Source organism: Streptomyces sp. NBC_01320 (genome assembly GCF_035974375.1).
Classification (GTDB): domain Bacteria; phylum Actinomycetota; class Actinomycetes; order Streptomycetales; family Streptomycetaceae; genus Streptomyces; species Streptomyces yanii.
Window position 1 is genome coordinate 9320945 of sequence record NZ_CP108390.1, and the last position, 22621, is coordinate 9343565.

20 protein-coding genes and 5 pseudogenes are annotated in these 22621 nt (G+C 66.0%); 17 read left to right on the forward strand and 8 right to left on the reverse strand.

Going from position 1 to position 22621, the window contains the following annotated elements:
- Positions 1-126 precede the first annotated feature (126 nt).
- The 3 genes from OG395_RS58550 to OG395_RS42465 form a co-directional block, all read right to left on the reverse strand.
- Entirely contained in the window at positions 127-495 is a 369-nt protein-coding gene (locus OG395_RS58550; protein WP_442818651.1) for an L-rhamnose mutarotase, read from the reverse strand.
- Between the two features lie 133 nt (positions 496-628).
- The gene (locus OG395_RS42460) at positions 629-2455 is read right to left on the reverse strand and encodes a reverse transcriptase domain-containing protein (RefSeq protein WP_327247670.1); all 1827 of its coding nucleotides are present in this window, start codon (positions 2453-2455) and stop codon (positions 629-631) included.
- Positions 2456-2578: 123 nt separating this feature from the next.
- On the reverse strand, positions 2579-4405 hold the full coding sequence (locus OG395_RS42465; RefSeq protein WP_327247670.1) for a reverse transcriptase domain-containing protein: 1827 nt from the start codon (positions 4403-4405) through the stop codon (positions 2579-2581).
- A 1452-nt stretch (positions 4406-5857) separates the two neighbouring features.
- Between OG395_RS42465 and OG395_RS42470 the strand changes: the two are divergent.
- From OG395_RS42470 to OG395_RS42485, 4 genes and pseudogenes are all read left to right on the forward strand, one after another.
- Positions 5858-6243, forward strand: a pseudogene (locus OG395_RS42470) (transposase); the annotation flags it as partial.
- Between the two features lie 89 nt (positions 6244-6332).
- Entirely contained in the window at positions 6333-7289 is a 957-nt protein-coding gene (locus OG395_RS42475) for an IS5 family transposase (RefSeq protein ID WP_442818652.1), read from the forward strand.
- Positions 7290-7577: 288 nt separating this feature from the next.
- Positions 7578-9359 carry a reverse transcriptase/maturase family protein gene (locus OG395_RS42480; protein WP_327247671.1) on the forward strand — a complete coding sequence of 594 codons (1782 nt, stop codon included), beginning with the start codon at positions 7578-7580 and terminating at the stop codon, positions 9357-9359.
- A 108-nt stretch (positions 9360-9467) separates the two neighbouring features.
- Positions 9468-9659 (forward strand): annotated as a pseudogene (locus tag OG395_RS42485) (hypothetical protein); the annotation flags it as partial.
- Between the two features lie 45 nt (positions 9660-9704).
- Here the strand turns inward: OG395_RS42485 and OG395_RS42490 are convergent.
- Entirely contained in the window at positions 9705-10094 is a 390-nt protein-coding gene (locus OG395_RS42490; protein ID WP_327247672.1) for a hypothetical protein, read from the reverse strand.
- 191 nt (positions 10095-10285) lie between these two features.
- On the opposite strand from OG395_RS42490, the gene OG395_RS42495 reads away from it, so the two are divergent.
- Both OG395_RS42495 and OG395_RS42500 read left to right on the forward strand, forming a co-directional pair.
- On the forward strand, positions 10286-10612 hold the full coding sequence (locus tag OG395_RS42495) for a polymorphic toxin type 28 domain-containing protein (RefSeq protein ID WP_442818791.1): 327 nt from the start codon (positions 10286-10288) through the stop codon (positions 10610-10612).
- A gap of 13 nt (positions 10613-10625) precedes the next feature.
- The gene (locus tag OG395_RS42500; protein WP_327247673.1) at positions 10626-11222 is read left to right on the forward strand and encodes a hypothetical protein; all 597 of its coding nucleotides are present in this window, start codon (positions 10626-10628) and stop codon (positions 11220-11222) included.
- Between the two features lie 104 nt (positions 11223-11326).
- Here the strand turns inward: OG395_RS42500 and OG395_RS42505 are convergent.
- Positions 11327-11656 (reverse strand): annotated as a pseudogene (locus tag OG395_RS42505) (hypothetical protein); the annotation flags it as partial.
- Positions 11657-12037: 381 nt separating this feature from the next.
- Here OG395_RS42505 and OG395_RS42510 point away from each other — a divergent pair.
- The 3 genes from OG395_RS42510 (at position 12038) to OG395_RS42520 (ending at position 13437) form a co-directional block, all read left to right on the forward strand.
- Entirely contained in the window at positions 12038-12199 is a 162-nt protein-coding gene (locus OG395_RS42510; RefSeq protein WP_327249775.1) for a hypothetical protein, read from the forward strand.
- A 271-nt stretch (positions 12200-12470) separates the two neighbouring features.
- Positions 12471-12692, forward strand: coding sequence for a hypothetical protein (locus tag OG395_RS42515; RefSeq protein WP_327247674.1), 222 nt, complete (start codon positions 12471-12473; stop codon positions 12690-12692).
- Positions 12693-13152: 460 nt separating this feature from the next.
- Positions 13153-13437 (forward strand): type II toxin-antitoxin system Phd/YefM family antitoxin, encoded by a 285-nt coding sequence (locus OG395_RS42520; RefSeq protein WP_327247675.1) that lies wholly within the window; start codon positions 13153-13155, stop codon positions 13435-13437.
- 73 nt (positions 13438-13510) lie between these two features.
- Here OG395_RS42520 and OG395_RS42525 read toward each other — a convergent pair.
- Positions 13511-13891: pseudogene (locus OG395_RS42525) on the reverse strand (ABC transporter permease); the annotation flags it as partial.
- Between OG395_RS42525 and OG395_RS42530 the strand changes: the two are divergent.
- The 8 genes and pseudogenes from OG395_RS42530 to OG395_RS42565 form a co-directional block, all read left to right on the forward strand.
- Positions 13890-14090: pseudogene (locus OG395_RS42530) on the forward strand (TetR/AcrR family transcriptional regulator); the annotation flags it as partial. The pseudogenes OG395_RS42525 and OG395_RS42530 overlap by 2 nt on opposite strands.
- Positions 14091-14228: 138 nt before the next feature.
- Positions 14229-14531 (forward strand): urease subunit gamma, encoded by a 303-nt coding sequence (locus OG395_RS42535; RefSeq protein WP_266990894.1) that lies wholly within the window; start codon positions 14229-14231, stop codon positions 14529-14531.
- Between the two features lie 12 nt (positions 14532-14543).
- Positions 14544-14855: an urease subunit beta gene (locus OG395_RS42540; RefSeq protein WP_327247676.1), complete on the forward strand. Its 312-nt coding sequence runs from the start codon at positions 14544-14546 to the stop codon at positions 14853-14855.
- Complete coding sequence (locus OG395_RS42545) at positions 14848-16569, forward strand: urease subunit alpha (RefSeq protein ID WP_327247677.1); 1722 nt, start codon at positions 14848-14850, stop codon at positions 16567-16569. Before OG395_RS42540 ends, OG395_RS42545 begins: the two co-directional genes overlap by 8 nt.
- Before the next feature lie 13 nt (positions 16570-16582).
- Positions 16583-17245, forward strand: a complete 663-nt coding sequence (locus OG395_RS42550; RefSeq protein WP_327247678.1) for an urease accessory protein UreF — start codon at positions 16583-16585, stop codon at positions 17243-17245.
- Between the two features lie 37 nt (positions 17246-17282).
- The gene (gene ureG, locus OG395_RS42555; protein WP_327247679.1) at positions 17283-17960 is read left to right on the forward strand and encodes an urease accessory protein UreG; all 678 of its coding nucleotides are present in this window, start codon (positions 17283-17285) and stop codon (positions 17958-17960) included.
- Positions 17957-18721 (forward strand): urease accessory protein UreD, encoded by a 765-nt coding sequence (locus tag OG395_RS42560; RefSeq protein ID WP_327247680.1) that lies wholly within the window; start codon positions 17957-17959, stop codon positions 18719-18721. Before ureG ends, OG395_RS42560 begins: the two co-directional genes overlap by 4 nt.
- 168 nt (positions 18722-18889) lie before the next feature.
- Positions 18890-20467 carry an alpha/beta hydrolase gene (locus tag OG395_RS42565; RefSeq protein ID WP_327247681.1) on the forward strand — a complete coding sequence of 526 codons (1578 nt, stop codon included), beginning with the start codon at positions 18890-18892 and terminating at the stop codon, positions 20465-20467.
- 68 nt (positions 20468-20535) lie between these two features.
- Here the strand turns inward: OG395_RS42565 and OG395_RS42570 are convergent, their stop codons facing one another.
- Together OG395_RS42570 and OG395_RS42575 are read right to left on the reverse strand one after the other, a co-directional pair.
- Positions 20536-21585: an NAD-dependent epimerase/dehydratase family protein gene (locus tag OG395_RS42570; protein WP_327247682.1), complete on the reverse strand. Its 1050-nt coding sequence runs from the start codon at positions 21583-21585 to the stop codon at positions 20536-20538.
- Between the two features lie 65 nt (positions 21586-21650).
- Positions 21651-22361, reverse strand: a complete 711-nt coding sequence (locus OG395_RS42575; RefSeq protein ID WP_327247683.1) for a lysophospholipid acyltransferase family protein — start codon at positions 22359-22361, stop codon at positions 21651-21653.
- Positions 22362-22621: the final 260 nt, after the last annotated feature.

Sequence of the window (22621 nt, forward strand, 5' to 3'; positions counted from 1 at the left end):
ACCCGATTCCGGGACGGCGCGCGGGCCCGGCCGGTCACTCCATGAGGAACACCTGCTCCATAGACGCCCATCGCTCCCCGGCCGCCGCTTCGCCACCGGCTCCTGGCACGGATCGGTGAGCCGCCACTACGCCTGCGTGGACTCGTCCGCGGCCATGAGCGCGAGATCGGCGGCCAGATCGTCGCCGTGGTACTCGAAATAGGCGAAGAGCCGGTCGCCGAGTTCATGGATCGAGTAGTTCGCGACGTGGCAGGCCCGCAGACGGTCCAGCACCGGTGCCGGCACGCGGCGGTGGAGTTCGCGGTACTCGTCGAGCTTCTCCGGGAGGACCCGATCCCACGCCACCAGAAGGAAGGCGGGATCCGCGACGAGATTGAATAGATCACCGAACCTGCGATGAGGATCACCACGGGCCCAACAGTGCAGCTTGGTCTGGATCTTCAGTACCTTGCGCTCCGCCTGATACACGGCGTGCTCAAGTTCGTCGGTGTTCACCGGCGACAACCTCCTGACCTTCCAGTAACTTCGTCTGCTGGCTTGCTGGCCCCGCAGGGTAGGCCGCCGGCGAGGTGTCCGCAGATGCGGACCCTTTTCCGACGGCCCCCCACCGAACCGGGCATGCGACTTATCACCGCACCCGGCTCTCCAGTGTCGCTTCCATTGATTTCTGCCGAACGGAGAGTCCGCTGTGGATTCCGTTGTGACAGTCACGGCAGACGATCAGGGTTTTGCGACGACGTGACGCCATCTGCTTTGCCCAGTCAGGCTGTTCAGCCGTGCTTCGCGGGCGGAGGTCACTCAGACGCCGAATATGGTGTACTTCGACTTCTGTCTGCGTCTTGCAGAGTTCGCAACGGCCGGACATGAGCCGGTCGATGAGTTCTGCGGGACGCTTCCTCCATACCGTTGGAAGCTCGTCCTTGAGGGTTACCCTCGTGGTCCTTCGGGCCAACGAGACCCCGCCCCAGCGGGCAACCAGAGGCTTCTTTCCTTGACCGCGCTCGATCCTGATTTGAAGCCCCTTTCGGGGCCCAGCAGGTGTCTGCCAGGTGGATCGGTAGCGGTTCCAGACCTTGTTGACGCTGATTTTGTTCTTATGCCCCAGCGTCTTGGTCAGGGACCGTTCCGTGACCCACCTCAGCAGGCCGAGGCGGTGCCGGTTGTAGGCCAACTGGTAATACTCCGCGATGCCCCGGAACTCTGACTGAAACCGTGTGACGATCCGGAAATCCGAGTCGTGCACGCGTTCCAGCAGGGCAGCCGGTTTGCCGCGGCGCATATAGGGCCTGCATTTACCGCGCACGACGTCCATTGGCACTTTCAGACCGATCTGCCCGTTGATAGAGCGATGACCGTTCCGGTCGCGCTTGGCATCGTCGTGCAGGACCACGATTTCGTAGCCGAGGAAGCGAGCGGCCTGTGTCCGCCCGTGGGTGATCAAGGTCTTCGGCTCGGAGAGTTCCAGCTTCAAACGATGCCGCAGGAACTTCCCGATCATTTCCTTGATGTACTCGGCTTCCCGTCGTGTCCCGGAGAACCCCAGTAGCCAATCGTCCGCGTAGCGGACGTAGTGCAGCCGTCGGAAGCCCGGATCGTTTGGATCGTGCGAGGGGAGCTGTTGCAGTTGACGGCGCAACTGTCGTGTTTCCTCGCGCTGTCCGCGCTTTTCCAGTTTCCAAGCCGCCTTGTGTATCCGCATGTACGGCAGATACGGCTTGCGGCGGGTTCCCTGGTTGAAGAGGGGTAAGAGTGTTGTCTCGACGTACTTGTCCAACCGGTTCAGGTAGATATTGGAGAGCAAGGGGCTCAGAACGCCCCCTTGTGGCGCACCACTCAGTGTTTCGTGATAGCGCCATTCCTCCAGGTATCCAGCCTGAAGAAGCCCGTCGATCAGCCGTAGGAAGCGACTGTCGTGAATGTCCTCAGCCAGGATGGAGTGCAAGACTCCGTGGTCTAGCCGATCGAAACACTGGGAGATGTCTCCCTCGACGAACCAGGTGACACTGCGCCACGTCTCGGAAATTTCCGTGAGCGCGGTGTGGCACCCTTTTCCCGGCCTGAAGCCGTGGGAGCGGTCGGAGAACTGCGGCTCGTAATACGCTTCCAGCAGGGAGCGGATAACTTCTTGCAGCAGCTTGTCCGACCACGAAGGCAGACCTAGAGGCCGACGTTTCGCGGGCGATCCCTTCTTGTCGATGTATACGCGTCGCGCCGGGGTCCACCGATAGCGCTCAAACCTCAGCGCATCGATGATTGTCTGAATCTTCTTCAGACTCATGCCATCCACAGTCTCCTGAGTGGAGCCGGGTGTCATGGAGCCGTCATTGCGGTAGATCTTCCCGTAGGCCCGCAAGTACAGCTCCGGGTTGAACAAGTGCCGGTACAGCCTCTCCAGTGGCAATCCTCTCTTGCCGCGTTCATGGATGATCTCCATCAGGGCTTCGGCTCTCTGCATTACGCGTACCTTGCCTCTCCGGATATCGTGGACACCTGTGCCAGCAGGGTAGGCCGCCGGCGAGGTGTCCGCAGATGCGGACCCTTTTCCGACGGCCCCCCACCGAACCGGGCATGCGACTTATCACCGCACCCGGCTCTCCAGTGTCGCTTCCATTGATTTCTGCCGAACGGAGAGTCCGCTGTGGATTCCGTTGTGACAGTCACGGCAGACGATCAGGGTTTTGCGACGACGTGACGCCATCTGCTTTGCCCAGTCAGGCTGTTCAGCCGTGCTTCGCGGGCGGAGGTCACTCAGACGCCGAATATGGTGTACTTCGACTTCTGTCTGCGTCTTGCAGAGTTCGCAACGGCCGGACATGAGCCGGTCGATGAGTTCTGCGGGACGCTTCCTCCATACCGTTGGAAGCTCGTCCTTGAGGGTTACCCTCGTGGTCCTTCGGGCCAACGAGACCCCGCCCCAGCGGGCAACCAGAGGCTTCTTTCCTTGACCGCGCTCGATCCTGATTTGAAGCCCCTTTCGGGGCCCAGCAGGTGTCTGCCAGGTGGATCGGTAGCGGTTCCAGACCTTGTTGACGCTGATTTTGTTCTTATGCCCCAGCGTCTTGGTCAGGGACCGTTCCGTGACCCACCTCAGCAGGCCGAGGCGGTGCCGGTTGTAGGCCAACTGGTAATACTCCGCGATGCCCCGGAACTCTGACTGAAACCGTGTGACGATCCGGAAATCCGAGTCGTGCACGCGTTCCAGCAGGGCAGCCGGTTTGCCGCGGCGCATATAGGGCCTGCATTTACCGCGCACGACGTCCATTGGCACTTTCAGACCGATCTGCCCGTTGATAGAGCGATGACCGTTCCGGTCGCGCTTGGCATCGTCGTGCAGGACCACGATTTCGTAGCCGAGGAAGCGAGCGGCCTGTGTCCGCCCGTGGGTGATCAAGGTCTTCGGCTCGGAGAGTTCCAGCTTCAAACGATGCCGCAGGAACTTCCCGATCATTTCCTTGATGTACTCGGCTTCCCGTCGTGTCCCGGAGAACCCCAGTAGCCAATCGTCCGCGTAGCGGACGTAGTGCAGCCGTCGGAAGCCCGGATCGTTTGGATCGTGCGAGGGGAGCTGTTGCAGTTGACGGCGCAACTGTCGTGTTTCCTCGCGCTGTCCGCGCTTTTCCAGTTTCCAAGCCGCCTTGTGTATCCGCATGTACGGCAGATACGGCTTGCGGCGGGTTCCCTGGTTGAAGAGGGGTAAGAGTGTTGTCTCGACGTACTTGTCCAACCGGTTCAGGTAGATATTGGAGAGCAAGGGGCTCAGAACGCCCCCTTGTGGCGCACCACTCAGTGTTTCGTGATAGCGCCATTCCTCCAGGTATCCAGCCTGAAGAAGCCCGTCGATCAGCCGTAGGAAGCGACTGTCGTGAATGTCCTCAGCCAGGATGGAGTGCAAGACTCCGTGGTCTAGCCGATCGAAACACTGGGAGATGTCTCCCTCGACGAACCAGGTGACACTGCGCCACGTCTCGGAAATTTCCGTGAGCGCGGTGTGGCACCCTTTTCCCGGCCTGAAGCCGTGGGAGCGGTCGGAGAACTGCGGCTCGTAATACGCTTCCAGCAGGGAGCGGATAACTTCTTGCAGCAGCTTGTCCGACCACGAAGGCAGACCTAGAGGCCGACGTTTCGCGGGCGATCCCTTCTTGTCGATGTATACGCGTCGCGCCGGGGTCCACCGATAGCGCTCAAACCTCAGCGCATCGATGATTGTCTGAATCTTCTTCAGACTCATGCCATCCACAGTCTCCTGAGTGGAGCCGGGTGTCATGGAGCCGTCATTGCGGTAGATCTTCCCGTAGGCCCGCAAGTACAGCTCCGGGTTGAACAAGTGCCGGTACAGCCTCTCCAGTGGCAATCCTCTCTTGCCGCGTTCATGGATGATCTCCATCAGGGCTTCGGCTCTCTGCATTACGCGTACCTTGCCTCTCCGGATATCGTGGACACCTGTGCCACTTGGCCCTGTAAGCGGCTCTCCCGCTCTCCCTGGTGGGGCGTTACTCCCACGACTACTACTGGCACTCCGTCACCATAGGGCTCGCGCCCCTTAGGTGATCCCGAATTCCTCTTGCATTGGACGTATCGAGCGTGACGTAGGCGGCCTGTCCGTTCCCTTGAGTGGGCTCGTTGCCCACCGTCCACCAGCCGGAAGGGTTGGGGCGAAGCAAAGGGGATTCGCCTGATGCTGATGGCTCCGCTCCGGGCGTTGTATGTCGGAGGATGCACATTTCCATCCCTGGGAACTAGGCTTCAAACAGTCTGGTCTTCGCCATATCACACGGACTTTGCGCGGCAGCGCCATAAACGCCTTCACAACGCTCCGCGCTTTCCCGCCATGCTGTTGTCCCCTCGCGCTTTCGCGTCCAGGTAAGGCGGGTAGTCCAGAGGCTTCTCCTTCCGAACCTCTACTCTCTGCGAGAGTGATCCAACGCCGAGTTAGACGGCGCAACTTGGCCCTGTAAGCGGCTCTCCCGCTCTCCCTGGTGGGGCGTTACTCCCACGACTACTACTGGCACTCCGTCACCATAGGGCTCGCGCCCCTTAGGTGATCCCGAATTCCTCTTGCATTGGACGTATCGAGCGTGACGTAGGCGGCCTGTCCGTTCCCTTGAGTGGGCTCGTTGCCCACCGTCCACCAGCCGGAAGGGTTGGGGCGAAGCAAAGGGGATTCGCCTGATGCTGATGGCTCCGCTCCGGGCGTTGTATGTCGGAGGATGCACATTTCCATCCCTGGGAACTAGGCTTCAAACAGTCTGGTCTTCGCCATATCACACGGACTTTGCGCGGCAGCGCCATAAACGCCTTCACAACGCTCCGCGCTTTCCCGCCATGCTGTTGTCCCCTCGCGCTTTCGCGTCCAGGTAAGGCGGGTAGTCCAGAGGCTTCTCCTTCCGAACCTCTACTCTCTGCGAGAGTGATCCAACGCCGAGTTAGACGGCGCAACTTGGCCCTGCGACCGGCTTTCCCGGTCTCCTTGATGGGTCGTTACTCCCACGACTACTACGGGGCCTCCGCCCCATCCGACAGCCCTCAGTCGACAACGGACCTGCCCGCCACCGGACTGGTTGTCCGGTGGAGAGGGCGACTGCGGATGGTTCCCACGTTCACCACGAAATCGATCAAGGAGGGAGGTGCCCACCTATACCCCGGCAGCCTCGCCATGCCTACGCTGCAGGCTTTCAACATGGCCTCCCCACCGGACCCCCGATCCGGCTTCGGAGTTGACCAACCCGGCATCCCGGGACGGCCACGCGCTGCATCTCGACCCGTATCCGTCAGGTTTGAGTCGAGTGCGACAGTTACAGGGCTTCGGACAGTGGTTCCTCGCGTACACCTTCTCCTCGCTGCTAGCCGGACCCGGGCCAACAGCCTGGCCGCGCTCAGGTCCATCCGCGCCGCTCGCCCCGACGGCGCCCCGATCTACGTGATCATGGACAACCTCTCCGCCCACAAGGGCGCCAAGATCCGCCGGTGGGCATGGAAGAACAAAGTCGAGCTGTGCTTCACCCCGACGAACGCCTCCTGGGCCAATCCGATCGAGGCACACTTCGGGCCGGTGCGGCAGTTCACCCTGGCCAACTCGAACCACCCAACCACACCGTTCAGACCCGCGAGCTGCACCGCCATCTGCGCTGGCGCAATGCCATCGCCCGCCACCCCGACCTCCTGGCCGCCCAACGCCGCGAACGAGCCCGCATCCGCAGCGAGAAGGGCCTCCGCTGGGGCGGCCGACCGTTGGCCGCGGCCTGAGAGCCTGTCGGGTGGCCGATCATGCGTGAAGCGTGACGGTCGCGATCTGCCCTCCGGGCATGGCGACGGCCCCGGAATGATCACGTGGTGTGTGCCAGTGCGAAAACTCCGAGGCCGTCAGCGGCCCATGCTATCCGTCCAGCCTGACCGATGAGATGTGGGAGATCATCCAGCTGCTTCTTCCCGTGCGTGACCTGCGAAGAGGCGGCGGCGTGCGCAAATACGGGGACCGGTTGGTGCTCGACTCGCTCTTCTACGTGCTGCGGTCGGGCTGCCAGTGGCGGATGCTTCCACGCGATCTGATGCCCTGGGACGCGGCCCACCGCTGGTTCACCAAGTGGCGGCGGGACGGCACCTGGGACCGCGTCCACGACGAGCTCCGCCGCCAGGTCCGGATCGGGGCCGGACGCGATCCCGAGCCGTCGGCCGCCGTGATCGACGCCCAGTCGATCAAGACCAGCGAGGGCGGCGAGGCGCGTGGGTTCGATGCGGGCAAGCGAACGACAGGGCGGAAGAGACACGTGATCGTGGACACGATGGGCCTGCTGCTGGTCGTTGCCGTCACCTCCGCGTCCGTGCAGGACCGGGCCGGAGGCCGCACCGTCCTGGCCCGTCTCGCGAAGGGATTCCGCACGGTCAGTCTGGTGTGGGCCGACGACGGATACGCCAACTCCGTTGATTCCACGCTGCTTTCATGGGCCCGCGACGCGTTGAACATCGTTGTGGAGATCGTGAAGCGGACCGACGACGTCAAGGGCTTCAAGGTCCTGCCCCGCCGCTGGGTGGTGGAGCGAAGTTTGTGCGCCACGAGGCGCTCTGTTTGTATCCCCGGTTCAGCCGGGAGGAACTTGGAAGGAGGTTCCTGGGCCAGATGGCTTACCTGGATCCGAAAGGTGAAGGGGACAACAGCATGCCAGAAAACCAGCGACCGGGCTCAGTTGTCAGAGACGGTGTGCTGGGTGGCCCGCGCGATATGGCGAAGACTGGATTGTTTGAAGCCCAATCTCCAGAAGATGCAAGTTCCCATCCGCCGGAAAGACTACTGAAACCGGCGCCACGTTCTGCACTGGATTCGAGACTTGTCCGGTGCACCTCCGGAACGCGGAGCGATGCCCAACGAGGGCATTCAAGGAGATGAGTGGGACGCCTAAGTCGCGCTAGTACGTACAAACAGAGATGAACGTGGGATCGCCTACGGGACGCGAGTCCTATGGCGACGGAGGCCCCGTAGTAGTCGCCGGAGTAACGACCGGCCAAGGAGGACGGGAAAGCCGTACACAATCGGGCGAAGGGGGCCAGGTGATTCGGACACCGAGACTCGGGAGGTATGCGAAATGCAGAGCGCCGAAACGGTGCTGGGTGTCCTGCGTGAGCGCGGCAGGCGTGGTCTGCTGTGTGATGAACTGTATCGACAAATGTTCAACCCGCAGTTGTATCTGCTGGCTTACGGGCGCATCTATGCCAACCATGGCGCGATAACACCCGGAGTCACGAGGGAAACAGTGGACGGCATGTCCCAGCGGAAGATCGGACGCATCACTGATGCGATGCGCCACGAGCGTTACCGATTCCGTCCAGTGCGACGCGTGAATATTCCCAAGAAGAACGGGACAACGCGGCCATTGGGATTGCCAACATGGTCGGACAAGCTTGTCGGTGAAGTCGTACGCCTTCTACTGGAAGCATATTACGAGCCGTCATTCTCCGACCATTCCCACGGCTTCCGGCCCCGGAAGGGCTGCCACACCGCTCTGCGCGAGGTGGCTCACACTTGGACCGGAACCTCTTGGTTTGTTGAGGGGGATATCGCCGACTGTTTCGGGAGCCTGGATCACCAGATCCTGCTCTCGATTCTTGGCGAGAAGATCCGCGACAACCGGTTCCTCAGGTTGGTGCGCAACATGCTGACGGCCGGATACGTGGAGGACTGGAGGTGGGGAGCCACGCTCTCCGGAGCACCGCAAGGCGGAGTTGCTTCCCCTGTCCTGTCCAACATCTACCTGCACAAGTTGGATGAGTTCGTCGAGAAGGTTCTGATTCCGGAATACACCCGAGGGGAACGCCGGGCTCGTAACCCGGAATACCTTGCGGTGGCCAATGCGCTGGCAAGGGCACGCCGGCGCGGTGATCGGGCTGAAGCTCGCAGACTGCGCCAGCAGATGCACAGCCTGCCAAGCGCCGATCCTGATGATCCGGGGTTCAGGCGGCTGCGCTACGTCCGCTATGCAGATGACCACCTACTCGGGTTCACCGGACCGAAGGCAGAAGCCGAGGAAATTAAACAGCGTATGGCGGAATTCCTGCGTGACGAACTCAAGCTGGAACTCTCGGAGGAAAAGACGCTGATCACCCATGCCCGAACCCAGGCGGCACGGTTCCTCGGCTACGAGATCACAACTCAGCAGAACAGCAGCAAAATCACCCGCGGCCGTCGCGTGGTCAACGGGCAGATCGCGCTGCGTGTCCCACTGGATGTGATCAAGGCCAAATGTTCCCCCTACCTTGCTCGCGGAAAACCTGCGAAGCAACCGGCCCTGATGAATAGCGACGACCACGCGATCGTCGCCACCTTCGGGACCGTCTATCGGGGAATCGTCCAGTACTACCTGCTTGCCGGTGACGTCTACCGGTTGCACCGCCTGCAATGGGTCATGGAGACATCAATGCTCAAGACTCTTGCTGGCAAGCACCGTTCTACGGTGTCGAAGATGGCAGCGAAATACAAGACCACCTTCGAAACACCCAACGGGCCACGTATCGCTTTTGAGGCCCGTATCGAACGGAAGAACAGGAAACCACTGGTAGCGCGGTTCGGTGGAATTCCACTCCAACGGCAGCGGACGGCAGAATTAGCCGACCGTGCGCCGGTCCGAGTGGACTATCCGCAGAAGGAGCTCATCGCGAGGCTCTTGGCGGATACGTGCGAGATCTGCGGAAGCAAGGGCAACGTGCAAGTGCACCATGTCCGTGCGCTCGCCGACCTGGCACATGCCGGATGGCAGCCCTCTGACTGGGCGCGCGTCATGCTTCATCGGCGTCGCAAAACGGTTGTGGCTTGCGACGCTTGCCATGACCGAATCCATTCAGAACGTCCTGCCAAATCACTCACGCAGTAGTCACTGGAGAGCCGGATGACAGGGAAACCGTCATGTCCGGTTCGGCGGGAGGCCGTGCGGAAAAGGACTTGCCCCGGGCGAGCACCTCGCCGCACGGCCCACCCATCCGGCTGGCTGGTCCGAAACCGTCGGCTGGCCCGCGACTACGAACGGCTGACCGCGACCTCCGAGGCCATGATCAAGGTGGCGATGATCCGCCTGATGCTCGTCCGGCTCGCCGGGCAGCCATCACGGTGGAGCCATGAATCCCACCGCAAGACCGCCCGAACCAAGACCATCGAGGACCTCATCGCAGCGTAATCAACCGGCCACCCGACAGGCTCTGAGGCTTCCCGCCACGACGGCCTACTCGGCCATCTCCTCGGGAGAAAGACGAGTGATCTTCTTTCCCGCCTCGGTCTCGACCAGGGTCAACGCGCCAATCCAGTTCCCGTCTTCGGGATACTCCCAGTTGGCCGCGTCTTCGAGAATCGCCGGAAGCTGGTCACGAGGCACCAGCTCGCCGGGCTGGAACCCGCTCTCCCCGGCGGGGGAGGTCCACGGCGCGAGTCGGCGGACCTCGAGCCACCCACGATCGATGAGAGCGAGCAAGATTCCCGCCAGCTCGTTGACCGGTCGAGACTGGTCGGCTTCGTCGAGATCGCCCCAGACACCAGCCAGGATGTCAATCTCATAGGAATTGACCATGAAGGCTTCTTCAGACTTGGTCAATGTGTCCCACTCTTGCTTGCTCACTCAGCAATCGTCGCAGAGCCGGGGGCACGACAGGCTCCCCACATCGTTGACCAGACCATCCCAACTCGGAGCTCACCCTGACCGCCCGGACCCGGTGAACCTTCGCGGTCACCCTCGGAGCGGCCGGCTTCCTTCCGCTCGCGGGCGACGCGGCCAAGCTGCCCAAGCAACTCGACAACATAGCCGACGCGATCAAGCTCGCGAACAAGATCCCCACCTCGCCGTTCTCCGCCAAGATCGACAATCTTGCCGAGCACTTGACGATGAAGGACCTCACTGGGGCGGCACGGGAACTGAAAGGAGAGGTGGTTAAGCGGAAGGTGAGCGGTGTCCCCTGGGGTCCTGTCGACGAGGTTCGCAACGCCCAGGGTGGCCTACTCAATCAAATCGCAGCCATCAACAGGAAGCTGGCCCATCCTGGGACGAGTGGCGCCATGCGAGACCTTCTTGTCGCCGACCTGGGGCGGGCCAGCAGAATGCTGGACTTCTCCGAGCAGTTCGTCCCCAGAATCAAGTGAGTGGAGCATGACAGTGGCGCATGATGCATATGTGCGGCAGCTGATCGCACGGGCGAAGGACGGCACCATCCCGCCGCAGGAGGTGAAGCAGATCGCCCAAGCAGTCAGCGAGTGCCGGGCCGGCCGGGAGCTCTACCAGCGGCTGTACGGGGTGGCCCGTGCGGGCGGCCCGGCATACGAGCCGCTGATCGCCACGTATCTGATCTACCCCGAGGATCCCGAGGTCTCGGCGCTCGCCGTGCAGGTGCTCACGGCGCACTGGAGAGTGGGGATGAAGTACCGGGAGCAGATCCTCGAGTTGCTGGGCTCCCCCGAGTGGGATACAAGCGATGATGCGTTCATGGCCGCGGTCTCGGGGGCTGGGTGGATCCTGCACGACGGGTTCGACGCCGAACTCCTCCGCGTCCTGCTGAAGCTCGCCGAGGAAGGCCGCGGTGAGTACAACGACGATATTATGCAGGGTTTCGCGGTGGAGGCGATCGCCCGCGCATTGGGCGCCAGTCACGCCGATTTGAGCAGACTGCCCGGGGGAGTCACCCGTGGGGAGTGGTCGCAGGGCGTGCTGAGGGCCGCGCGTGACCGACTGCACGAGGCGGCGCGTCAGCCCTGAATCCGCTGACACCCAAGCAGGCCCCGGCAGGACGACGTCCTGCCGGGGCCTGCTTGGCCTCGAAGACCTGCAGCAGCAGGCTACGCGCATACATGATCTGTCCGACGAGCTACGAACACCGTGAGGATGCGCTGGTAGTCCACCGACAGCACCGACCAAGCCAGCCCCTCACGCCACATGGGCACCTGCGACTTGGGCTCCACCGCATCCCGGAGCGGCTGCTGCGCGTCCGCCTCCCGCGGATCCGGGGTCGTCTCCATGTCCGCGCTACTGCTGCCGTCCGGAGCCAGCACGACATCGACCCGCCTGCGGGCGATCGCCCGCTCCTGCCATTCCTGCTCGGCCGCGGCCAGCTCGGCCTCTTCCCACAACTCGTCGACTCGACGGCGAGCGGCCAGCTCGTGCTGTTCCAGCAGTCCGACGACCGACGGCATCCGCGACCTCCCAGGGAGCGACGACACGACAGCCCACCACTCCCACGGAGTCACCGCCCTTACGCCTGACCAGTGGAAGTACCGTCCCCAGGTTCGACACGCCAACAGCTACTTACGGCACGACGGCTGCAGGTGCTTCCAGCTCAGTCGAGACCGGGGGAACATGGCGGGCTGCATCGGCAGCACCCTTTTGCGGGCTTCGAGCGTGGTCTTGCCCCCTATTCACTCCTACGACGGCTTGTTGGTGCCCTGGCAGATCGATTTCGCACATGACCGCCTATTCACTGGCCAGGTCGGGGGTAGTTGTCGATCCATGACAAGCCACCGAGGTCGAGTCGGCTGCGGGCACGGGTGACAGCGACGTAGGCGAGGCGGGCGTCGGTGTCGCTCACAGCTTCCGGAATCGGGCGCAGGGCCCTCGTCGGACAGGACGACCCGGGCGACCACATGACGATGCAGGCCGGGATCGACCACTTCGACAAGCACGGTCTCAACCTGACCAGGGAACAGTTCCACGACGCGGTGATCGACACGATCGGGTAGATGTACGCGAAGGGAGTGGACCAGGTGAAGAAGAAATAGCCCGGATCCTCCCAGCCGGGGACCGGCCCGTCCGTCAAGGGGTGGGCCGGTCTCCGCTGGTCAGGGCTTGCGGAGCGGGTGGATACAGTGACGAGCGGTGCGGTTCCGGTGCTTTCCGGAGCGGTCGCCAAACGGAGGGGCGTATGGGGAACCGACGGCTGCATGGATGTCTCGGCACGGTGGTGGGGCTGGCTCTCGCGGTGCTCGCGGCCATGCCAGCAGCTTCCTACTCTTGCTCTTCATCCCGGGCCTTTGGGCGGTCCTGCTGCTGGGCTGGGTGGCGGTGGGCGCCCTCCTTGGTAACCGTCCCCTTCTCCACGCCCACGCCCTCGCGGTGACGCTCCTCGCCGTTTCCTGGTGCGCCCTCTCGCTCTTCTGGAGCGGCACCACCTACAACTGCCCCAGCGGTGTACCCCCGTGGTGGCCGGGCTTCCTCCCGGCCCCGGGGTTCTGAGGCGCGCGACAGCCTTCGGATGCGCGCAGGCGGCGGCGATGTCGTCCTCGACGGCCGGGCCTTACCATGACCGTGCCCTACCCCGCGCGGCTGCCTGTGTCCGCAGGACCCCGGTGGCCGGTAACCGGCGGCCACCGGGGTCCTGCGCGGTCGCTGCGGGGCCCCGTACGGCACCAGCAGGAACTCCTTGCGGTCGCCGCTCAACCCCGCGTGCTTTCCGAGGACCGGTTCGAAGTCCTTCCGAGCCCGTGCCGTCTCGGCCCGATCGCGTCATGTGAGGCGTCGATCCCCGCTGAGACCCGCCAGGATTCAGGGCGACCAGAAAACTCTTCGTCTCACCTCGTCTCACACATCTCTCACAGACGAGAGCGCACGGGAGCACACGAGAGCCTCTGACCTGGACAATCGCTGTCGCCATGGACCACGGCGGACCAGGTGGACATTGCATAAGCTAGGGACTATGGCCTACGAGATTCCGGTGACGCAAGCGCGAGCTGAACTCGCCGAACTGATCAACCGCGTCGTGTACGGCGGCGAGCGGGTCGTGGTGACGCGGCACGGAAAGCCGCTCGTGGCGCTCGTCTCGGCCGCTGACCTGGAGCGACTGGAGAACGACGCGGCCGTCGCGGAGGAGCAGGTGATCAGCTCGGTCTCCTCGATCGGCCCCGCGGTGTCCGCTCCGGGCGAACGGCGGCGCTTCGGCATCGCGGCGGAACACCGGGGACAGCGCGACGGGGGCAACTGACCGCCTCTGCACGGGAAAGCCGTGCACCCCCGTCCGCTACGGCAGGGGCGCACGGTGGCCGTGACGGTGGGATTCAGCCCACCAGGGCCGGCTCCGGCGTGCCGGGTGCCGGGAACGCCGCCGGTGCCCGGCGTCGGCCTCGGGAGAGAACGGCGGCCAGCCCCGGGGCCACCCAGACGGTGAGGGTCAGTGCGGCGCCGCCCGCGGCGCTGCCGTCGAAGAAGGCGACCGACCGCAGCAGTGATCCGCCTGCGCCGGGCGGCGGCAGCTGTCCGATCGTGCCGACCGGCCGGGGCAGCAACTCGGGCGCGCTGGTGATGCCGGAGAACGGGTTGCCCAGCAGCACCATGACCAGGGCGCCGAGCCCGCCCCCGGGCGGGCCGATCAGTGCCGCGAACCCGGCCACGGTCGCGCCGATGGCCGGCACCGTGAGCCCGAACGCCCCGGCCTCGGCCTGGGCGGAGCTGGTCGAGGTGTACCGCGACACCGGCATGCCCGCCGCCGATGTGCCGTCCGACCATGTGGCCCGCACGCTGATCGCCACCGCCCAGGGGTTCATTGCGCAGCTGGCAATGTTCGGGGACGCCGCGCCCGAGGTGCTGGAGGACGGCCTGCGCGGGCTGATGCCCATGGATCTGCAAAAGATCAGTTAACGCGCCGGAAAAACTTGCGCACTAACCTGCAACACCTCGCCGTGAGACAGCGGTTCTGCCTTCAACAGTCTGTTGAGCGCGGTTAATGTCTCGCTGTGCCCAGAACCGGACTGGGCGAAGGACTGTGAGGTGGACGCGTTGCAACTGACCCCGCATGAGCAGGAACGCCTGCTCATTCATGTGGCTGCCGATGTGGCGGAGAAGCGCCGGGCACGTGGACTGAGGCTCAACCACCCCGAGGCGGTCGCGCTGATCACTGCGCATCTGCTGGAGGGTGCCCGCGACGGCCGTACGGTCGCGGAGCTGATGGCGTCCGGGCGGAAGGTCCTCACCCGCGACGACGTCATGGACGGGATCCCCGAGATGGTCCACGACGTCCAGGTCGAGGCCACCTTCCCGGACGGCACCAAGCTCGTCACCGTCCATGACCCGATCGTCTGACGGGGCGCCGCCGTGATCCCCGGAGAGATCCTGTACGCGGACGGGCCGGTGCCGCTCAACGCGGGTCGAGTCGTCACCCGCCTCACCGTCCTCAACGCCGCCGACCGGCCCGTCCAGGTCGGCTCGCACTACCACTTCGCCGAGGCCAACCCGGGTCTGGACTTCGACCGTTCGGCCGCGCACGGCCTGCGCCTGAACATCGCCGCCGGAACCGCCGTCCGCTTCGAGCCCGGCATCCCCGTCGACATCGAACTCGTGCCCCTCGCCGGACGACGCATCGTCCCGGGCCTGCGCGGCGAAACCGGAGGTGCCCTCGATGGCTGAGCTCAACCGCGCCGTGTACGCCGATCTGTTCGGGCCCACCACCGGCGACCGCATCCGGCTCGCCGACACCGATCTGCTCGTCGAGGTCGAGGAGGATCGCTCCGGCGGTCCCGGACTCGCGGGCGACGAGGCGGTGTTCGGCGGCGGCAAGGTGATCCGCGAGTCGATGGGCCAGGCGCGCACCACCCGCGCCGAAGGAGCCCCCGACACCGTCATCACCGGCGCCGTCATCATCGACCACTGGGGCATCGTCAAGGCGGACATCGGTATCCGCGACGGCCGGATCACCGGGATCGGCAAGGCCGGAAACCCGGACACGATGGACGGCGTCCACCCCGACCTCGTCATCGGCCCCGAAACCGAAATCATCGCCGGCAACGGCAAGTTCGTGACGGCCGGCGCCATTGACGCCCATGTCCACTTCATCTCGCCGACCATCGTCGACCAGGCGCTCTCCGCCGGTGTCACCACGCTCGTCGGCGGCGGCACCGGACCGGCCGAGGGCACGAAGGCAACCACGGTCACTCCGGGCGCCTGGCACCTGGCCCGGATGTTCGAGTCGCTGGAGACCTACCCCGTCAACATCGGGCTGCTCGGCAAGGGCAACACAATGTCCGGCGACGCCATGCGGGCTCAACTGCGCGGCGGCGCACTCGGATTCAAGATTCATGAGGACTGGGGGGCCACCCCGGCCGTCATCGACGCCTGCCTGAAGGTGTGCGAGGAGAGCGGCGCGCAGCTCGCCATCCACACGGACACCCTCAATGAGGCCGGATTCGTCGCCGACACCCTCGCCGCGATCGCCGGGCGCTCCATCCACGCGTACCACACCGAAGGCGCCGGCGGCGGGCATGCCCCGGACATCATCACCGTGGTCTCCGAGCCGTACGTCCTGCCGAGCTCCACCAATCCGACCCGGCCGCACACCGTCAACACCATCGAGGAACACCTCGACATGCTGATGGTCTGCCACCATCTCAACCCCGCCGTGCCGGAGGACCTGGCGTTCGCCGAATCGCGGATCAGGCCGTCCACCATCGCGGCCGAGGACATCCTCCACGACCTCGGGGCGATCTCGATCATTTCCTCCGACGCCCAGGCGATGGGCCGCGTGGGCGAGGTCGTCCTGCGCACCTGGCAGACCGCCCATGTGATGAAGAAGCGCCGTGGCCCGCTGCCCGGCGACGGTCGGGCCGACAACCATCGGGTTCGTCGCTATGTCGCCAAATACACCATCAATCCGGCTGTCGCCCAGGGCCTCGACCAGGAGATCGGCTCCGTCGAGACCGGCAAGCTCGCCGACCTGGTGCTCTGGGAGCCGGCGTTCTTCGGCGTCAAACCGCAGACCGTCATCAAGGGCGGACAGATCGCGTACGCGCAGATGGGCGACGCCAACGCATCCATCCCCACCCCGCAGCCGGTCATGCCCAGGCCCATGTTCGGCGCACTCGGCCGGGCGCCCGCCGCGAACTCGTTCAACTTCGTCGCGAGCGCGGCCATCGAGGACGGGCTGCCCGAACGCCTCGGACTCGGCAAGAGGTTCGTACCGATCACCAGTACCCGTGGCGTGACCAAGGCGGATATGCGGGAGAACGATGCCCTGCCCCGCGTCCACGTCGACCCGGACAGCTTCGCCGTCACCATCGACGGCGAGCCGGTCGAACCCGCGCCCGCCGCCGAACTCCCCATGGCCCAACGCTATTTCCTCTTCTGAGACAGGGCATGTGATGAGTCGCGCAGCTCTGCTCGTCCTCGCCGACGGCCGGTTCCCCGCCGGTGGCCACGCCCACTCGGGCGGCGCCGAATCGGCCGTCGAGGCAGGACGCATCCGTAACGCCGAGGACCTGGCCGCCTTCTGCCGGGGCCGCCTGCACACCACCGGACTCACCACCGCGGCACTCGCCGCGGCGGCCGCCCACGGCCTCGACCCGCTCGCCCTCGACGAGGCCGCCGACGCGCGCACCCCGTCGCCCGCCCTGCGGGCGGTCGCGCGCAAGCTCGGCCGTCAGCTGATGCGGGCCGCCCGCGCCACCTGGCCCAGCCCCGAACTCGCCGCGCTCGCCCGGGCCCGCCCCCGCGGCGCCCATCAGCCCGTCGTGCTCGGCCTCACCGCACGTGCGGCAGGGCTCGGGCCCGAGGACGCGGCGCACTGCGTGGCGTACGAGACGGTCAGCGGACCGGCCACCGCGGTGGTCCGGTTGCTCTCGCTGAACCCCTTCGAGGCCACCGCTGTCCTCGCCCGCCTGGCGCCCGAACTCGACCGGGTCGCCGAACAGGCCGCCGCCGCCGCGCGGAGCGGCATCGACACGCTGCCCGCCGCATCGGCGCCGCTGCTCGACATCACCGCGGAGGCCCACGCCGCGTGGCCGGTCCGCCTGTTCGCCTCGTAGAACCACACGCACCACATCCCACCAGGAGCCGCACCCCATGCATCTCGACCACTCCCACGACGGCCCGGCCGCGGTGAGCGCCGATGCCGCACGCCCGGACGGCACCCGCCGCGCCCTGCGCATCGGGCTCGGCGGGCCGGTCGGCTCCGGCAAGACGGCGACGGTCGCCGCGCTCTGCCGCGCGCTGCGTGACCAGCTGTCCATCGCCGTCGTCACCAACGACATCTACACCCGCGAGGACGCCGAGTTCCTGCTTCGCAACGCAGTACTCCCGCCCGAGCGCATCCAGGCCGTCGAGACCGGCGCCTGCCCGCACACCGCCATCCGTGACGACATCTCCGCCAACCTCGAAGCCGTCGAGGACCTGGAGGACCACGTCGGACCTCTCGATCTGATCCTCATCGAGTCGGGCGGCGACAATCTCACCGCCACCTTCTCCAAGGGCCTCGTCGACGCCCAGATCTTCGTCATCGACGTGGCGGGCGGCGACGACATCCCGCGCAAGGGCGGCCCCGGCGTCACCACCTCCGACCTCCTCGTGATCAACAAGACCGACCTCGCTCCGTACGTCGGCTCCGATCTGGACCGGATGGCCCACGATGCCGCACAGCAGCGCGGCGCACTGCCCGTAGCCTTCACCTCTCTCACCTCCGGCGAAGGGGTCGAACCCGTGACGGCCTGGGTGCGCGCACAGCTCGCCGCCTGGACCGCATGAGCGTCCAGGCGGCCGCCCGGATCACCGCCGTCCTCGACGGCCGCGGCGCCACGGCCCTTCCCGTGCTGGAGAGCGACGGGCCGCTCGCCCTGCGCCGGACCAGGGCCACCACCACCCCGTACGCCCGCGTCACCGTCGTCGGCGCGATGAGCGCACCGCTGGGCGGCGACCGGCTCTCCATCGCTGCGCGCGTCGAGGAGGGCGCCCGGCTCACGGTGGACTCCGCCGCGGCCACTGTCGCGCTGCCAGGACCCGGTCGGATACCCCAACCCGCCTCGTACGACGTGGCGTTGACCGTGGGAGAGCGGGGAGTGCTCAACTGGCTTCCGGAGCAGCTCATTTCCGCGTTCGGCAGCGAGCTGCACATGACCACCCGGGTCGAACTCGCCCCCACGGCACGGCTGGTGCTGCGTGAGGAGCAGGTCCTCGGTCGGCACGGCGAGTCCACCGGCACCCTCGGTGCCCGCCTCACCGTCCACCGCGCCGGTCGTCCGCTGCTCGACCAGGAGGTGGCGTACGGTCCAGGGGCGCCCGGCGGCTGGGACGGCGGGGCCGTACTCGGCGGCCATCGAGCGGTCGGTCAACTCCTGGTCGTGGACCCGGGGTTCGAGGGCAAATGCCCCGAAACCCGACTGCTGGGGCCGACCGCCGTACTCGCCCGCCTCGCGGGCCCCGGGGTGCTGGTGACCGCGGTGGCCCCCGATGCTCGACTGCTGCGTACCGTCCTGGACGACGCCCTGGGTGAGCTGCTGGACGCCTGACGCGGGTGAGCACCGCTCAGCGGGACACGGGTCTCCGGTTATCGATTCGGTAAAGAAGTGCGTGTACAGCCTGTTCCCAGGAACCCCACAGGCGACAGGATCCGCGGGAGGACCCGATGTGAACTGCGTCGCTTTCTGCGGCGCTTCAAACAATGGGGGAGGTTCCACTTGAGACGCACAGCAGTGCTCGGCTCGGCCGGCACTCTGATCGCGGGCACGCTCATAGTCGGCGCGATAACCGCACCGACGGCCACAGCCGACGGCCGCCACCACAGCGGTTCGGAGGCGCGCGGCGTCCAGATCGCCGCCGCACGGGCGGCCCACGCCGGCATCGACTGGAAGGACTGCCCGGCCGACTGGGCCCTGGCCACACCTATCCAGTGCGGCTGGGTGACCGTACCGCTCGACTACGCCAAGCCCGACGGCAAGCAGATCAAGCTCGCGGTCGACCGGCACGTCAGCACCGGTACGAAGGAGGAGCGACAGGGCGCGCTGCTCTACAACCCGGGCGGCCCCGGTGGTTCCGGGCTGCGTTTCCCCACCCGGATCACCAACAAGAACCCGCTGTGGACGAAGACAGCGAAGGCGTACGACTTCGTCGGCTTCGACCCCCGCGGTGTCGGCCACTCGGCGCCGATCTCCTGCGTCGACCCGCAGGAGTTCGTGAAGGCCCCGAAGGCCGACCCGGTACCCGACAGCGAGGCTGACACGCGCGCCCAGCGCAAGCTCGCCGCCGAGTACGCGGACGGCTGCGCCGAGCGCAGCGGCGACATGCTGCCGCACATGACCACGCCGAACACCGCACGCGACCTGGATGTCATCCGCGCCGCGCTCGGTGAGGAGAAGCTCAACTTCCTGGGCGTCTCCTACGGCACCTACCTCGGGGCGGTCTACGGCACGCTGTTCCCGGACCATGTCCGGCGCATGATCGTCGACAGCGTGGTCAACCCGGCGAAGGACAACATCTGGTACGAGGCCAACCTCAACCAGGACATCGCCTTCCAGAAGCGCTGGGACGACTGGAAGGCATGGGTCGCCCAGAACGACGCGGTCTTCCACATCGGCACCACCCCTGCGCAGGTGGAGCAGGAGTGGCTGAAGCTGCGTGCCTCGGCCAAGAAGAACCCGATCGGTGGGGTCGTCGGACCCGCCGAGCTCATCGGATTCTTCCAGAACGCGCCGTACTACGACTCCACCTGGGCGCTCGTCGCCCGGACCTGGAGCAACTACCGGGCCGGCGACACCCAGGCGCTGGTCGACGCCGCGGGCCCCGACATGTCGGACCTCGCGGGGAACGCCTCCTCCGAGAACGGCAACGCCGTGTACACGGCCGTCGAGTGTGCGGACGCCAAGTGGCCCACCAACTGGCAGAAGTGGGACCGCGACAACACCCGGCTGCACAAGGACTACCCGTTCATGACCTGGGCGAACGCCTGGATGAACCTTCCCTGTGCGACCTGGTCGGCCAAGCAGCAGACCCCGCTGGAGGTCAAGACCGGCAAGGGTCTGCCGCCGGTGCTGATCGTGCAGTCCACGCGTGACGCCGCCACTCCGTACGAGGGCGCCGTCGAGCTGCACAAGCGGTTCAAGGGTTCGCGTCTGATCACCGAGAAGGACGCCGGTTCGCACGGCGTCACGGGCCTGGTCAACCCCTGCATCAACGAGCGGGTGGACACCTACCTGCTCACCGGGCAGACCGACGGGCAGGACGTGACGTGCACCCCGCACGCCACGCCGAAGCCGTAGGCGACTGAGTGACGGGGACGGGCGGCCGGAGGAAGCACCGGCCGCCCGTCCTGCCGTACGAGGACCGTTCACGCCTCCTGGTCGTACCGCTCCAGCCAGGCGTCCTCCGCCGAGTAGTCGAAGAGGACCTCGCCGTACGCCCGCAGCATCGCCGGGAAGGCGTCCCGCCAGTCCCGTCCGTCCAGCCGCGCGGCGAGCCACTCGACGGTCTCCGGCAGCGACTCCGCATAGCCGGTGACCGGCCGGTAGCCGAGCTCCTTCTCGGCGGCCGTCATGTCGTACACGATGGGATGGGCACTGCTCCACGGCGTCTCGCCCACGTGCCCCGCGGGAGGCGGTCCGTCCACCAGCACCGTCTCCGCCTCCAGACCCAGCACCCCGTCGATCGCCGACGCGATCTCCGCGACCGTGGGCGCCGTCGGATCGCCCGCGTTGAGCACCCGCGATCCGGGCCGCAGGGCGGCGAGCCTGATCAGCTCGGCGATGTTGGACACATGGACCGGATGGAACCGGCTCGCACCGTTGTGCGCGAGCACCCGGCGCCTGCGGCCGTCCAGGAGCCGTTTCACGAAGTACAGTTCGCGCGGGGAGCGGCAGTACGGGCCATGGATCGCACCGGCACGCAACAGCGTCACCGGCAGGGCGTCACCCGCCGCCAGCAGATCCCGCTCCAGCCGGATCTTCCGGGTCCCGTACGTGGCAGCGCCCGGTGCCACCGTGGCCTGCGTCTCCGGGATCGGCAGCGGGTACTGCGGCGCGCCGTCGGGCTCGCCCTGCGTGTCGAAACTGCGGCCGCGGTCGTCCTCGTACACCGCGCCGCTGGAGATGACGACGGCCGAACCGATCCGGTCGGCGAGCCCGGTCAGCTGCCGGGCGTGCTGCTCGCCGTACGCCACCATGTCGACCAGCACGTCGCACCCGTCGCCCAGCGCCGCGGCGAGTGCCCCCTCCTCGTCGCGGTCGAGGGCGACTGCCCGTACCTCATCGGCCCATCGCTCGTCCCGGCCGCCCGCGCGCGAGGCCGCCGTCACCTTCCAGCCGTCCTCGGCGAGTGCCCGCACGGCCACCCGCCCGATCTGTCCCGTTGCTCCGAGAACCCATGCGTGTCCCTTGCCCATGAGGTGCACGCTAGGCGGCGGCCGGCTCGTCGGGCCATGGGAGTTCGCCCCTCGCGGATTCGCCGTCAGCGTCGCCGTTTCGGGAACTTCTTCGCCTGCTCGGCCTGTTCGGCTTTCACCTTGGCCGCGTACTCGTCGACGTACTCCTGACCGGAGAGCCCGAGGATCGCGTACATGATCTCGTCGGTGACCGCCCTGATCGCCGCCTTCTGGTCCTCCATGCCGGCGTAGCGGGAGAAGTCCAGCGGCTCACCGAAGCGGATGGTGACCTGTTTGATGCGCGGCACGACCCTGCCGGGAGGCTGGATCTCGAACGTACCGACCATCGCGCACGGCACGACGGGCACCCGCGCCTTGAGCGCCATCACCGCGACACCGACCTTGCCCTTGTAGAGCCGGCCGTCGTGCGAACGGGTGCCCTCCGGGTAGATCCCGAGCAGCTCGCCCTTGCTCAGGACCCCGAGCCCTTCACGGATCGCGGCCTGCCCCGCGTCCTTCCCGGACCGGTCCACCGGAATCTGCCCGGCGCTGCGGAAGAACGCGGCAGTCAGCCTTCCCTTGAGACCCGGGCCGGTGAAGTACTCCGCCTTGGCGAGGAAGGTGATGCGCCGCTTGATGATCGCGGGCATCAGGAAATGGTCGGAGAACGACAGATGGTTGCCGGCGACGATGGCCGCACCGTCCTCCGGGATGTGCTCCAGTCCTTCGATCCTGGGCCGGAACAGCAAGCGCAGCAGCGGCCCCAGAATGACGTACTTGAGCACGTAATAGAACACGGGGCGGCTCCTAGCGCTGCCGGATCGGCTCCAGGGCTACATTCTGCCAGGTCAGCGGACATCTCAGGGGAGGACAGCCTATGTGCAGCTGTCGTCCTGCGTAACCGTCTTCGGGCGGGTCAATGCTGACCCTGTGCTGACGTCACTGGCAAGGCGTCAGGTCGAGTTCTCTGCGTCGGAGTCGGTGCGGGCCGGGGGCGGTCCGTCGACGTCTAGATGTGCTGACAACGTCCGGAGAGTTCGGCGCATTGGCAGACCAG

Bases quoted from the DNA above. Each gene is read 5' to 3' on its own strand.
- OG395_RS42520 (WP_327247675.1), top strand. From the start codon at position 13,153: ATGGCCTACGAGATTCCGGTGACGCAAGCGCGAGCTGAACTCGCCGAA.
- ureG (WP_327247679.1), top strand. From the start codon at position 17,283: ATGCATCTCGACCACTCCCACGACGGCCCGGCCGCGGTGAGCGCCGAT.
- OG395_RS42545 (WP_327247677.1), top strand. From the start codon at position 14,848: ATGGCTGAGCTCAACCGCGCCGTGTACGCCGATCTGTTCGGGCCCACC.
- OG395_RS42560 (WP_327247680.1), top strand. From the start codon at position 17,957: ATGAGCGTCCAGGCGGCCGCCCGGATCACCGCCGTCCTCGACGGCCGC.
- OG395_RS42465 (WP_327247670.1), bottom strand. From the start codon at position 4,405: ATGCAGAGAGCCGAAGCCCTGATGGAGATCATCCATGAACGCGGCAAG.
- OG395_RS42550 (WP_327247678.1), top strand. From the start codon at position 16,583: ATGAGTCGCGCAGCTCTGCTCGTCCTCGCCGACGGCCGGTTCCCCGCC.
- OG395_RS42460 (WP_327247670.1), bottom strand. From the start codon at position 2,455: ATGCAGAGAGCCGAAGCCCTGATGGAGATCATCCATGAACGCGGCAAG.
- OG395_RS42570 (WP_327247682.1), bottom strand. From the start codon at position 21,585: ATGGGCAAGGGACACGCATGGGTTCTCGGAGCAACGGGACAGATCGGG.
- OG395_RS42480 (WP_327247671.1), top strand. From the start codon at position 7,578: ATGCAGAGCGCCGAAACGGTGCTGGGTGTCCTGCGTGAGCGCGGCAGG.